Source organism: Streptococcus parasanguinis CC87K, from assembly GCF_000507765.1.
Lineage (GTDB): Bacteria > Bacillota > Bacilli > Lactobacillales > Streptococcaceae > Streptococcus > Streptococcus parasanguinis_J.
This window is the reverse complement of record NZ_KI669401.1, coordinates 758985-772758: the sequence shown is the minus strand read 5'-3', so window position 1 is coordinate 772758 and position 13774 is coordinate 758985. Positions and strand designations below refer to the sequence as shown.

General features: G+C 36.9%; 11 protein-coding genes and 3 pseudogenes. 12 read left to right on the top strand and 2 right to left on the bottom strand.

Annotated elements, in window-relative coordinates; all coding sequences use genetic code 11:
• Window positions 1-52 precede the first annotated feature (52 nt).
• The 3 genes and pseudogenes from HMPREF1195_RS03820 to HMPREF1195_RS11415 form a co-directional block, all read left to right on the top strand.
• Window positions 53-307: pseudogene (locus HMPREF1195_RS03820) on the top strand (hypothetical protein); the annotation flags it as partial.
• Window positions 308-564: 257 nt separating this feature from the next.
• A pseudogene (locus HMPREF1195_RS11420) lies at window positions 565-645 on the top strand (IS3 family transposase); the annotation flags it as partial.
• Window positions 646-755: 110 nt separating this feature from the next.
• A complete protein-coding gene (locus tag HMPREF1195_RS11415) occupies window positions 756-860 on the top strand; it encodes a hypothetical protein (protein ID WP_229040342.1) in 105 nt (34 codons plus the stop codon).
• Between the two features lie 43 nt (window positions 861-903).
• Here HMPREF1195_RS11415 and HMPREF1195_RS03815 read toward each other — a convergent pair whose 3' ends face one another.
• Together HMPREF1195_RS03815 and HMPREF1195_RS03810 are read right to left on the bottom strand one after the other, a co-directional pair.
• Complete coding sequence (locus tag HMPREF1195_RS03815) at window positions 904-2274, bottom strand: sensor histidine kinase (RefSeq protein ID WP_023918433.1); 1371 nt, start codon at window positions 2272-2274, stop codon at window positions 904-906.
• A complete protein-coding gene (locus tag HMPREF1195_RS03810) occupies window positions 2271-2969 on the bottom strand; it encodes a response regulator transcription factor (protein WP_002892257.1) in 699 nt (232 codons plus the stop codon). The genes HMPREF1195_RS03815 and HMPREF1195_RS03810 overlap by 4 nt, the downstream gene beginning before the upstream one ends.
• Before the next feature lie 222 nt (window positions 2970-3191).
• Between HMPREF1195_RS03810 and HMPREF1195_RS03805 the strand changes: the two genes are divergently transcribed.
• The 9 genes and pseudogenes from HMPREF1195_RS03805 to HMPREF1195_RS03760 all read left to right on the top strand — a co-directional run bounded on the left by HMPREF1195_RS03805 (window position 3192) and on the right by HMPREF1195_RS03760 (window position 13388).
• Window positions 3192-4103 (top strand): ABC transporter ATP-binding protein, encoded by a 912-nt coding sequence (locus HMPREF1195_RS03805; RefSeq protein WP_023918432.1) that lies wholly within the window; start codon window positions 3192-3194, stop codon window positions 4101-4103.
• A 5-nt stretch (window positions 4104-4108) separates the two neighbouring features.
• Window positions 4109-4858, top strand: a complete 750-nt coding sequence (locus tag HMPREF1195_RS03800; RefSeq protein WP_023918430.1) for an ABC transporter permease — start codon at window positions 4109-4111, stop codon at window positions 4856-4858.
• On the top strand, window positions 4855-5583 hold the full coding sequence (locus HMPREF1195_RS03795; RefSeq protein WP_008534395.1) for an ABC transporter permease: 729 nt from the start codon (window positions 4855-4857) through the stop codon (window positions 5581-5583). Before HMPREF1195_RS03800 ends, HMPREF1195_RS03795 begins: the two co-directional genes overlap by 4 nt.
• A 912-nt stretch (window positions 5584-6495) precedes the next feature.
• On the top strand, window positions 6496-7230 hold the full coding sequence (locus tag HMPREF1195_RS03785) for an ABC transporter ATP-binding protein (protein ID WP_049498219.1): 735 nt from the start codon (window positions 6496-6498) through the stop codon (window positions 7228-7230).
• Between the two features lie 12 nt (window positions 7231-7242).
• Window positions 7243-9258, top strand: coding sequence for an FtsX-like permease family protein (locus HMPREF1195_RS03780; protein WP_023918422.1), 2016 nt, complete (start codon window positions 7243-7245; stop codon window positions 9256-9258).
• 80 nt (window positions 9259-9338) lie between these two features.
• Entirely contained in the window at window positions 9339-10913 is a 1575-nt protein-coding gene (locus tag HMPREF1195_RS03775; RefSeq protein WP_023918420.1) for a sensor histidine kinase, read from the top strand.
• The gene (locus tag HMPREF1195_RS03770; protein WP_023918418.1) at window positions 10894-11490 is read left to right on the top strand and encodes a response regulator transcription factor; all 597 of its coding nucleotides are present in this window, start codon (window positions 10894-10896) and stop codon (window positions 11488-11490) included. The genes HMPREF1195_RS03775 and HMPREF1195_RS03770 overlap by 20 nt, the downstream gene beginning before the upstream one ends.
• 278 nt (window positions 11491-11768) lie before the next feature.
• Window positions 11769-12260: pseudogene (locus tag HMPREF1195_RS11375) on the top strand (NADAR family protein); the annotation flags it as partial.
• Window positions 12261-12350: 90 nt separating this feature from the next.
• A complete protein-coding gene (locus tag HMPREF1195_RS03760) occupies window positions 12351-13388 on the top strand; it encodes a M42 family metallopeptidase (protein ID WP_023918414.1) in 1038 nt (345 codons plus the stop codon).
• Window positions 13389-13774: the final 386 nt, after the last annotated feature.

The following is a 13774-nucleotide window of genomic DNA, read 5'->3' as shown; positions in this document are numbered from 1 at the left end:
CAAGAAAACACTCTGTTGAAATCTGGTAAACCAGAAACAGGAGTGTTTTGTTATGGTCAAAAAAGCATATTCGGTAGAAACTAAGCTAGCCTGTATCGAAATGAAGAAGGCAGGCAAATCAAATAAAGTTATCATGGATACCCTCAGCATCAAAAATGCTAGTCAGGTCAAGAACTGGTTGCGATGGTATCAGAATGATGAATTGTACCGTTTCTACCAACCCGTGGGGAAACAATATACTTATGGTAAAGGGATGAAACAGTTATCTGAAGTGGAACAGTTACGTTTGCAGGTAGAATTACTAAAAAAGTATCAGAGCTTGATAAAAGAATCGACAAAGTAAGTCTTATCAAGCTAGTAGAAGAGTATAAGAAAACGTGCCCTGTATCTATTATTTTAGAATGTTTCGGCGTCAAACGCTCCACCTTTATCGCTGGAAACAGGAGTGTAAGAATTCTCAGAAAAGAGGCGAATAGCAGATAATGGCTGTATCGAATGGTTTCACTCTGTTCTCAAGTCTGAAACCTTCTATCTCCATAAGTGGAGAAACATAACTGAGGTAGTATAACAGATATTGTCAAAAATTACATCATATTTTATAATGAAACTAGAATTCAACAAAAATTGAATGACCAGTCCCCTGTAGAGTACAGAGAATTGGTCGTAGAAGGGGTCCAGCAACCGAAGGGCGCTAGCCTTCAAATTTTCCTCCCAAAATGTGTCCAAAATATTGACAGAATTCCAACACAGAAGATTTGGCACAGAATGGATTATTTGGTTTTACGTCTTTCTTTATCCTCTTTAACCTTGCTTTGCTTGTCTTGGCAGGCTGGGTAGGGTATAAGTGGAAGATAAGATGAAAAAAATGGAGAAAACTCTAATGGTTCTTCTCCATTTTTTTATCTAATTGGTAATGTTGAAAATCGGAAGTGAAATGATACTTTCAAAGAATTCATTTTGGACACTAGCAAATGAAATAGAGCCCTGATGCAAATCAACAATTTGTTTTGAAATTTTTAGCCCAATTCCAGTCGTTCTAATTTTAGAAATATCAATGCTTTTAAAAGATAATTCATTAAGTTCAGCAATTTTTTCTGGTGAAGCTCCCTGTCCATTATCTTTGATTTCGACAATTACATTTGTATCTTTTTTGAATAAGTGGATTCTTATTGTGCAACCCTTTTCGTTATGTAAAACAGAGTTGTAGATGATATTATGGATAACTCTTGTGATTAAAAACTGCTCAATCATGATAGATTGATTAACAAGTGAATCATCGTAATCAAATTCAAATTCAAAATCATTCCAGATTTCTTGATTTAAAATATGGATGAGAATGTCTTTGAAGAAGGGGATAATTTTTGTTTCAGTCTGATTTAATTGAAGATGACCGGATGAAAGGCGAGCTACTATATTTAGATCATTTAAAATATTTTGGATGTAATAGGATTCCGTCAATATTGGGGGAATATGTTTTTTAGACTGTGCATCTAGTTCAGAATCATTTAACAAGGACGCGTTAGAAATGATGACAGAAAGAGGTGTTTTGATATCGTGTGCAATACCTGAAATCCATTGCTCTTTAAAGACTTCATTCTCTTTGAGTAGAGTATCGGTTTGATTAATTGCAGTTGTAAGATATTCTAGTTCTGATATAGAATTTATTGGATTTTTCAGACCATCCGGGAGATTCTGAATAGCAGTTACAAGAGGCGCAATTTTACGATTGATATGCGTCACACCATAGTAGTAAAGAAAAGCGAAATAAAGGCAGTTGAAAAGCAATACTCCAAATGCTACTAGTGGAATCAAGCGAATACTATCTATATCTAAGTAATTATAACTATAACGAGCGATTTTATCTTTTGGAAAACCAACAACAATGATGTAGTCACCTTTTATCTGACTAAAAACAGGATAATCTGAAAGATAATAGCGAGAAAACTGTAAAATGTCCCCATAGTCAAATTGCGAAGGAACTTCTGTAGGTTTATACTGTTCGTACACTTGTTTTCCAGTCTGCTTATCCAATACCATGAGCCATAACTTTTGTTCTTTTAGACTAGAAATATCATTTCTAGGTATGTGGACGTTATTTTTTGTGATGGTAATGTGTTCAGAAATTATTTTCACAGTCTCAGTAGCAGTTTGCTTTTCCTTAATGTAGAAAACAAAACTGGCAATTAGAAGAATATTGGTAATAAAGATAATGATGGAAAAAAAGATAAATTTCTTTAGTGAATACCTTAAAATTTTGGTTTGGTTCATAATCATGATAACAATTTATATCCCAGCCCTTTAGCTGTCTTTAAATATTGAGGTTTTGAAGGATTTTCTTCTATTTTTTCTCGAATTTTCCGAATATGTACAGTCAAAGTGTTTTCATAACCAAAGCTATCCACTCCCCAAATCGTATCACAGAGAGATTCGGTTGAAACGATGTAATTTTTATTATCGTAAAGTTTTTTCAAAATCTGAATTTCAATTGGCGTAATAGAAATTTCTGCTCCATTTTTTTGTACTGTTGCATTCCGAAAACTCACCAAAGTCTGTCCAATCTGTATTGCTTCCTGTTCTGATTTATAGCTTCTTCGGAGCAGAGCCATAATACGATAGATAAGATTTTTTGGAATGAAGGGTTTCATGACATAATCATCACCACCAGCATTGAAACCAGCTACCTCATCTTCAGGATTATTTTTGGCAGTCAGAAAGAGGATAGGTGTATCGCCTTTTTTTCGGATATGTTTTGCTAATGTGTAGCCATCACCATCGGGGAGCATAATGTCCAAAAGGAAAAGGTCGAACTGCTCTGTTTCAATCATGTCCAAACTAGATTCTATATCATAGGCTGATGTTAGATTGGAAAATCCGTAGGCAGTGAGAATATCTCTTATGGAAGAGTTTAAAATTTTATCGTCATCAATGATAAGGATGTGCTTATTCAGGAGCTGTTGTTCGAAATTCATAATCTTACCTCGCTTATCTATATTATACCATTTAAAAGAGTGAAAAAAGAAAGATACTTTAATCTTAATGTAAAATTAAGGTTAGCTTAGTTTAAAATTAATCTAGCATGTCTATAATAAAGACATAACCTAGATAGAGATACTTCTCAAATAAATTTTAATCAGTGAGGTATTTCCAAATGGCTAAACAACAAATGAATCTCGTTGAGGAGGAAGTTCATAATGATTAGTAATGTTTTACAGATAAAAAACTTACAAAAGGGATTTAAGGACACTCAGGTAGTTAACCTCAGTTCCTTATCAGTTCAACAAGGTGAGATTTATGGTTTTCTAGGTCCAAATGGAGCTGGGAAAACAACCACCATGAAGATGATTTTGTCTTTGATTTCTCGTACAGCTGGGGAGATTGAAGTGTTCGGTCAACCCATAGATACGGACAAGCAGTATCTTAATCAGATTGGCTCTATGATTGAAGAACCGTCTTATTATCCTAATTTGACAGGCTATGAAAATCTCTTGGTCTTCCAAAAGATCCTTGGATTTGATAAGAAAAATATTCAGGAAACCTTGAAAATTGTGGGGTTAGATCAACCTAAAAACAAGAAAAAATTGGTTAAAGATTATTCTCTGGGTATGAAACAGCGTTTGGCTTTAGCCTTTGCCTTAGTCAAGAAACCACGTTTGTTGATACTGGATGAGCCAACAAACGGGCTAGACCCAGCAGGGATTCATGAAATTCGGGAACTGATTATCAAGTTGGCAAAAGAACAGGGCATTACTGTCTTCATCTCTACCCATATCCTTTCTGAAGTAGAGCATATCGCTGACCGTGTAGGGATTATCAATCATGGTCAACTCGTTTACGAGGGAGAAATTCGTAAAATTCAGTCCAATAAATGGCTGGAAGTGCGTGGGGATTTTAGAGATCGACGTGAAGTCATTAGCCAAGTGTTATTTGGTTATCCGTGCAAGATGTTAGAGATACAAGAGGATAAACTCAAGCTGACTAACCTTGCCGATCAGCAGATTTCTAGTTTGTTACGAGATTTAATAGTCGAGAAAGTTCCAATTTATGAAGTGAAGCAAGAACAAGAAACCTTGGAATCTATCTTCCTTAACTTAACCAAGGAGTGAGTCTTATGTTGAATAATTTGTCTATTGAATTGCTCAAGGCAAAACGAACCAAATCCTTCCTCATTAGCATACTAGTTATGGGAGTCGGATTTGCTTGGGCAATTGCAGCCGCTACACGTTACCTAAGTAATCCAGACATGCACCAGATTAACCTAATTTTCTATATGATAAAAGAAGTAAATGGCTTGATTCTCCCTATCGTGATTGCTCTCTTTGTATCCCGGATTGTCAAGAACGAGAAGGAGGGCAACACTTTCAAACTGCTTTTGGCAAATGGTGAAAATGTACGGCATATCTTTCTGAGTAAGCTTGGCCTGACTATGTTCGTTTTGACCTTTCTCGCTATTTTGGAGGGAGTAGTAGTCCAGTTGATTGCAAACTTTTCTGGTCTAGAAATGCCTGTTAGCCTAATCCTCTGGCAAATCGTCATTTTCTTGCTAGCATCTTTTGTCTTAACCTGTCTGTTTTTGACTTTGCAGTTTTTACTGAAAAAGCAGGCATTGATACTGGCATTAGGGATTTTCGGAGGATTTCTTGGATTTGGATTTGGTCATGCACCAGCTTTTCTACAGCTGATTTTCCCTTTTGGTGGTATAGGATATCTGTCTCTGGTGGATTACCAGCAAGTCGGCAATCAAGTGAGCTATGTTTTGGCGACAAACCTAGGATTTAAACTCTTTACATATTTGCCAATAGCCCTAATCTATCTCTTCTTATCTCTCTATCTGGTTGAAAAGAAAGGAGGCAAGCTATGATGTCTTATCTATCAGTAGAATGGCGGAAAACCAAAAAATTTTCCATGTTGATGATTGGTATTTGCTTCTTAGCTTTTTGTAGCCTGATTGGTCTTGGGATTTACTTTGGTTCAGCTTATTCTATGGTTGCAGAAAGTGAAAAAGTGCCTGTTTTATGGGGACAATTGACCTTCTATTATAGCCAGCTTTTCTTTCCGATTTTGGTTAGCCTTTATGTAGCCATGATGTTAGGAAAAGAGTTTGATAGAAAAAATATTGAATTTCTCAGAGCTAATAATGTCAGTCTTGGGAAATTATTGTTGGCAAAAGAAATAGTAATTATCTTGTTTATTGCTGTTTTACAGTTGTTCTTGTTTGGTATTTTTTATGTCAGTGCTCACTTAGCTCATTTAGAAATTTCTAATTTGTTCACCTACCTCAAGTGGGATTTATTGGGGATTTTTGGAACAATTAGTATGATGGCAGTGCAGTTTTTTGTGACAGCTAAAACTCGTGTTTTCAGTAAATCTGTGGGAATTGGTGCTATTGGTACTTTCATAGGATTTATGATGATTTTTGTATCAGATAAATTATCTTTAATCTATCCCTACTCCCAAGCTATGGTGGCAATGAGGTCACGGAATTTGATTGACTTTAATTTAGTGGAAATATTGCTGTTTATCATTGTAAATATTCTTCTGTGGGGGATTTTTCATACATTGAGTAATAAAGAATTGCATAAGTAATGCGAAGACTCTTCGGAGTCTTTTTCTTGTGATAAAAGCTCCAAGCTTTATCTGGTATGCTTGACCTACTTTTTAATTGGGCACTATAAAAATTTTTCTCGAAAATAAGAAACTTGCACGATTTACTCATTACTTAGCCAATACTAGAGTTTATACTAGTTACTGTAATGATGATCATCTAAAAGAAGGAAGGAGGCAACCTTATGTCTAAAAATACAAGTCGTCCAGAGATTGATTCTCTAAGTTTCGAGGTTGAAAACCAAGAACTTTCCGGGAAATCAGGAGCTAGTGGTGCATAGCTTTTAAAATGACACTAGCAGGTCGCTGTGGATTGTGTTTCACCTGTTCCTATGAGTATACGAGAAATAATGTTTGTTGTTAGATAAAACAAAAGGAAAATTCTTGAGTTTTATTACAAAACATTGACAACACTTTGATTTGGTGTTATATTTACGAGGAGAAATACAAATGAAACAAGACCATTTTGAGATTGATTCTTTGGATTATGAAATTAATAGCCAAGAGTTAAATATTAAATATACTGCTGGGTGACGTACGACTGTTAGATTAACAGTACAAGGTCGCTGTGGTTAGTGGTTTACACATTCTTATGAATTTACTTCGCCAAACGTGCGCTGTGGATAAAACTCTCTATTTTTTGACAGGAGGATAAAATGGAAGGAATTATTGGAACACTAGAATTCTATGCACCTGTACTGGTCTTAGGAGTTATTGTCATAGGGATTGTTTACTTTATGAAAAAAAGAAACGATCGCAAATAATCAACATCGACCGATACCTGAAAAAGGCATCGGTTTTTTATAACTTGAATATATTGCACAAAATACTCATGGAAAACCTTGAAAGAAACCGTATTATGAGAGAGTAATAAAGAAACGGAGGAATGAAATGATGAAACAGCTTATTGTGACAGGATTAACGAAAACATTTGGTCAAGGAGATAATATCGTTCATGCTTTATTAGATGTGAACTTGTCCGTTGAAAAAGGTGAATTTCTGGCAATTATGGGGGCTAGCGGTAGTGGAAAAACAACACTCCTCAACTGTATTTCAACGATTGATAAACCAACATCAGGTGAGATTCGATTTGAAGATTTTGATATCATCCATGCCAAGGAAAATGAACTAGCTGACTATCGTGCTAAAAACATTTCCTATATTTTCCAAGCCTACAACTTGGTGGAAACCTTGACGGTCTATGAAAATATCGTTCTACCTCTTCAAATTCAGGGGAAAAATATCAAAAAACATCAGGATAAGATTGTGGAAATTATGGATAAGTTGGCCATCCAAAACTTAAAAGATAAGTTTCCTAATCAGTTATCAGGTGGTCAGCGACAACGTGTGGCAACTGCTAGAGCCTTGATTGATGATTCTAAACTGATTATCGCAGATGAGCCGACAGGAGCCTTGGACTCTGCCAATTCTGAAAAACTGATGGCGCTTTTGCAGGAAATCAATAAAAGTTTTGGTATTACCATTTTACTGGTTACGCATGACCCTGCTGCAGCAAAGTATTCCTCACGGATGGTGCTACTTAGCGATGGAAAGATTATGGATGATTTGGAACGTAACAGCTTATCTAATGAACAGTATTTGCAAGAGATTTACAGCCGTACCAGATAGGAGGATGAGAGTATGTATCTAAAATTGATTTTACGAAATGTATTTCGAAATTTACAGACCTATACCATCTATTTTTTCAGTCTGACCTTGATTTATAGCTTGCTCTACGCTTTTAATGCTTTACCAAGCCATCCGGTGATGCAAAGTTTATCAGGAGCAAAGGAAATGTTGACGACGGTGATGAGTCAGTACATGGGCTTGCTTTCCTATCTGATTCTATCGGCGATTGCCTTTCTCGTCGTTTATTCCACAAACTTCGTCCTGGGACGGCGCAAGAAAGAGCTGGGACTTTATGCAACGCTGGGAATGAAGAAGAAGCAGATTATCCGTACCCTGTTCTTTGAAACCATGCTGGTCAATATCTTTTCCTTGATTCTAGGTTTCTTGCTTGGCTTGATTTTACTGGTCATTCTATCTAAGGTTGCATCTGAGTTTTTTATGGCCAATTACTTTGGTAGTCTGCTTTTTTTTGATAGCAAGTCTGTCATCTTACTAGTTTATTCCTATTTGGTAACCAGTTTTATTGTTGGTGTCATGGACATTCTTACCTTTAGAAAGCAAAATATCATTGCACTCATTCAAGAAAATGGGGTCAAGAAATCTGTCTTGGCAAAAGGCAAGCCAGTTCTTCAAGCACTTCTCTTTATTCTTTCGACAGCTGTTATCGGTTTTGGTGCTCTCTATTTTTCAGACTATCACCATCTATCACTCTTGAAAAGTTGGGGTATCTTGCTGGTATCTGTCTTCGTGATTTTTGTGATTTTATTTTACAATACCTTGAGCCATTTTATCTTGGTTTCCCTTAGAAAACTGCCTCAAACCTACTATAACAAACTAAACAGTTTTAAAATTCGTCAATTTTCAAAACAAGCTGATAGTAATTCGGTCACGTTGGCTGTCTTATCCTTGACCTTGACCCTGGCTCTCAGCTTACTAGTTTTTAGTGGTAGTGCCTATACGACTATGAACCGAGAGCTGAACAAATACTCACCTTATGATGTAACTGTCAATCTCTATCGTGGTCAGGAGTTCCAGTTTTCTCAGGAATCTGTCAAAGACAGATTAAAAGCAGATGGATTTGACTTTAACCTCATCAAAGAGGAGTACAGCTATCCTATCTATTCTAGTGATTTAATCTATAAAGATTTGATTGATACTAGCAATCTCTGGGCGCATGATAAGGAACTTCCTGAATCAAAAGTACCGATTTTAGGAATTTCTGCCTACAATCATCTCCGCAAACTGCAAGGGGAAAAAGCGGTTGACTTGGCAGATAACCAATTTCTGGTCAATGCTAACTATAAAGGAACTGCCAAGCAGATTCAGGACTTTCTATTAACGACAAAAACTCTCATGATTAACGGTTATTCTCTTAATCTTGCGTCTTCAAAGCCGCTTGAAACAGTTTACTTTTTATCGTCAGTGGGTACAAATGACACAGGAACCTTAATTGTACCAGATAAGGTAGTAGTTGGATTGACGGAAGACCACACGACCTATGTTGCCAATTTCAAAGAAAATATCGACAAACGGAAAGTAGAAACATTCTTAAGTCAGTGGATAGAAAAATACTACTTCACTCGTGATGGAGCAGAGTTGAATCCGTTCACCTATCAAACCAAAGGAAGAATTTTTGAGATTTATCTTGGATTTATGGGCGTCATTGTCTTTGTCATGATTTTTGTCAGTGTTATTTTTATCATTATTTCCCTCAGTATATTGTCCCTTCAAACTTCTACAAGTGCTTTGGATAGTGTCAATGATTATCAAATCTTATATCTTCTCGGGAATAAGAGGAAGCAAAATCGCTCTATTCTTTTGCAACAGATTCTAAGTTATTTCTTGGTTCCGCTGGTCATCGCAGGTCCGCTAGCATTTGCCTTGAGTACCGCTCTTTTGGGCTATTTTGAGAATTTCGCTAATACCAGCATTTCTATTGATATCACCTATCTGGGAGTAGCGGTTTTACTCTTTGTCCTTTACTTGCTAGTGACTTACAGAGTAAGTTGGCAAATTATTGAAAATTAAGTCAAATACCAGAGTTGCCTATCCTGCAATTCTGGTATTGTGTTATAATAATATTAAAGTAGTTCAGGAAGTAGATACATATGAAACAGTTTGTCAAATTGTTCTCGAAAAACTCACTTTTATTGTGGTGGTTGACGATTTTGAATCATCTAGCTTTAATGATTTATATTTATCATAGGATCCCTCTGGACTTTTCGACAGATTTTTCCTTGCAGATGGTTTTATTGCTGATTATTGCTTTAATTGTATTTAGCTATATTTGTAATATTGTGACCTTTCGGTATAGTGAGTTGAAACTTTGGTTGCTCCTGATGATGTTTCTCATTAGCTGGCAATCCATATTTAATCAAGGAGTTGCGAGCACCCTGTTGCACTTTTTTGATATTCTTCATCCGCTCAACTCTTTTTTATTGGTGTATAGTTCTCTGTCTATTATCTTTCTGGGAGAGAAAATAGGAGAAGAACTGTTGAGTGTGTCCTTTGTGTTGACACTAATCACCATTAGTTCATATCTGTTAAGTCCTTCAATTTTTCTATTTCTATCCTTGTTTGCGTCTTTCTTTTTAAACCTTGTTCCCTTGATTTTACTGATTTTATATCATAAAGAGTTGAAAAGTAAACTCAAGTATCAGAGACGAAATTTGTGGATATTAGCTTTGATATTGCCTCTTTCTTATTTCTTTTTGTATATCAATACGAGGGGCTCAGGAGTGATGAACCTAGTCTGGTATCTGGAAATTGTTGGCATTTTAGCTTTTTTACACTTCAAAACAATTATCAGCTCTCTTCAAAAAAAGGTATCAGAGTTAAAATTGTCCTATATAAAAGCTTTTTCACGCTTGTTTTTACTGGTTATGTTTTTGTTAGTAGGCATTTTCATCATCTTTCGTCTAGATTTAAACACGAGCTTTTTGGTCTTGAATATCATGTTACTATTGTTCGGGATTTGTTCGGAAGAATTGATTCGCCTCTTTCGTTCTGCTGAAATGCTAGATTCTGGGGATTATGTAAAAGTTCTCTTTTTAAAGCGTAACCGTATGGTGAAAAATCTGCTGGCAAATGAAGATACAGAACAACAGTTCTCCGAATTTCTTCACAATGAAATCCTGCAAAATGTTATGGCAATAAAAAATTTCAATAAATATAGTAGCAATCAAGTTTTTGGTGAACAGATCAATCTGGTAACAGAGGAGTTGGTTCAGCGGATTCGTGAGCGGATGGATTATTATCAGCCAATGGTAGAAACAGACGAGCAGTTAGACATCCAGTATCAAGGGCTGATTAATCGGATTGTCAAACGCTATCACGCAGAAAATGAAGTAGTCACACAGTTTCCTGCCCACTTTAGGCTTTTATCTCCTTACGATAAAATTGCCTATCGTCTGGTTGAGGAGTTGGCGACCAATGCCGTTAAGTACGCTAGTGGTGGAAGGATTTCTTTGAAGATTGATGTGCATGATGACGCTATTTTTATCATTTCTGAAAATGACTGCCTTCAAACAGAAAAATCCTTAGGTTATGGCTTGAAAAATATGTCTAATAAAATTAGTGTTTTAGGTGGTCAAATGCAGCTTTTTGAAAATAATAAGAGATTTCGTGTAGAAATTACTCTCCCGATTGATAAGGAGTTGTGTTATGAAAATTTTATTAATTGATGATCATAAATTATTTAGCCAAAGTATCAAGATGATTTTAGAGTTATCGGAAAACATTAAAAAGGTCCAGTTAGTAGATAATTTTTCGACTATTTCGGAGATTACTTTTAATGACTACGACATTATTTTGATTGATATCAACCTGACGAGTCTGTATCAAGATGATGGGCTGACCTTGGCACAAGAGATTATCGACAATGGTTATTCTAGTAAGGTTGTGATTTTGACAGGTTACAGTAAAAAAATGTATGAACACCGAGCTAAAGTTATGGGGGCTTATGGCTTTCTGGACAAAAGTATGGACCCAGATGAGTTGGTGAAAAAACTGGAAAAGATTTATCTAGGTGGTAAGGTCTTTTCAGATGAAGTGATGGTAGAGGTGTTAACACCACGAGAAATCGAGATACTAGAACTGGTTAGAAATGGCTTGACCATTGATGATGTCTGTGACAAGGTCTATGTGAGTAAACGTACAGTTTCCAATCACTTGGCCAATATCTTTTCAAAATTGGGAGTGACTAACAGGCAGGAGGCGATTCACATCGCTGAGCAGTTGGGCTATTTTCCACCAGATTAAAAAGTTGCAGAAGATGCAGCTTTTTTAATTTATTTACAAAAATTGCACATATTACTCATTCTAATAAACAGTAAATTTGATAATCTATTAGTAATTAAGGAGGAAATCATTATGTCTATGATATCTGAAAAATGGTTTGTATAAAAAAATTTATCAGACGGATTACTAATTTTGTAAGTTATATTGGCCACCTTCGGGTGGCATTTTTACTTCTGTGATACTTTTTTCAAGCTTTATCTGGTATTCTTGACTTAGTTTTTATAGAAAGAAGGTCTAAGATGTTAAATAAAGTCAAAACTAAAGCCTTAATTAGTGTTGGAACAGTAGCTGCAACTAGCTTTATTCTCATGATGGGATATACTGCTGGTCAACATTCTACTGCTAAACAAAGTCGCAAAGAGATTGAATTGGCTGCAGCTAAACTTGTAGAGGATAAACAAGCAGAAGATAAAGCCAGCATTTTGTCATCAGATACTGTATTAGTACCCCAAATTAAAGAGGAAATTCGACAGATAGCATCTCCAATGGATGCTGCTTTAGAGGGACGCAATCGACAAAATCCCTTGAGACCAGATTGGGAAGAGGTCAAAGATGAGGTGATGCTTCAGGCCCTTCGAATGAAATTTAGTCAGAATCCAGACATTGCTAAAGAATTGATGGCGACAGGAGATGCCATCCTCATCGAACATACGCGAAACGACGCTTACTGGTCTGATGGGGGAGATGGCTCTGGGAAAAACAAGCTAGGCCTTCTCCTAATGCAAGTGCGGGAAGAGTTGAAAAACGCCACCCTGTAACCTCTCCTCTAGCTATTCCACCTATTTCATGCTAGAATAAAGAAAAACACATTTGGAGGCATTATGAATCAGACAGTGACTTATTTGCAGGAATTGACAGCCATTCCTTCCCCGACCGGTTATACACGTGAGATCGCAGACTACTTGGTCAAAACCATTGAAGACTTCGGGTACGAAGTAACTCGGACTGCTAAGGGTGGCGTGAATGTGACCGTACCTGGTGTGATCACAGACAAACAACGCTACGTCACAGCCCATGTGGATACCTTGGGGGCTATTGTCCGCGCTGTGAAAGCAGATGGTCGACTCAAGCTGGACCGTATCGGTGGTTTCCCTTGGAATATGATTGAAGGGGAAAACTGTACAGTCCATGTGGCTAATACAGGAAAGACCCATTCTGGGACGATTTTGGTTCATCAGACTTCTTGCCATGTCTACAAGGATGCGGGGACTGTCGAGCGGACCCAGGACAATATGGAAGTCCGTCTGGATGAAAAAGTGACCAATGAAAAAGAAACCCTTGCCCTTGGCATTGAAGTGGGTGATTTTGTCAGCTTTGATCCCCGGACCATTGTGACAGACACCGGCTTTATCAAATCTCGTCACTTAGATGACAAGGTGAGTGCGGCGATTCTCTTGAATCTTCTGCGCGTGTACAAGGAAGAGAAGATCCAATTGCCAGTAACGACCACCTTTGCCTTTTCAGTCTTTGAAGAAGTGGGGCATGGGGCTAATTCTAGTATTCCAGCTGAAGTGGTCGAATACTTGGCAGTGGACATGGGAGCTATGGGAGATGACCAAGCGACGGATGAATACACGGTATCCATCTGTGTCAAAGACGCTTCTGGACCATATCACTATGAGTTCCGTCAGCATTTGGTGGCTCTTGCAAAAGCCCAAGAAATCCCTTATAAGTTGGACATCTATCCTTTCTATGGATCAGATGCCTCTGCAGCCATGAGCGCAGGAGCAGAAGTCAAACATGCCCTTCTTGGAGCAGGGATCGAATCTAGCCACTCATATGAGCGGACTCACTTGGATTCTGTAGTCGCAACAGAGCGCATGGTCGATGCCTACCTCAAGAGCGACTTGGTAGATTAAAAATAACAACTATATTACGTAGTGGTTTAGATTGAAGAGAGAGTTATTTTAGAAACTTTCCTTGGATGAATACGGACGTCAGCGAACTTCTCCGAAGTTCCATGACTTAGTTTTGAACCTAAGGTTTCAAAACTCCCGAGTGCTTGAAACGTACTGTTTCAAGCACTTTTCTCACTGCGGAAAGTTTCAGTATACTTTTGTTTGGATCTAAAATCAATGATTTCAATTATTATGTATCACTATGTCACTTGATTTTAAAAGGATTTGATTCTATTCAAAACTACTCTTCGGAGTAGTTTTTTCATAAACTAAAATTTTCTGAAAATTCCTTTTCTTCTGAAAATCTTTGTGGTATAATCTTAAAATAAACTTAAAATTTCTTAAGG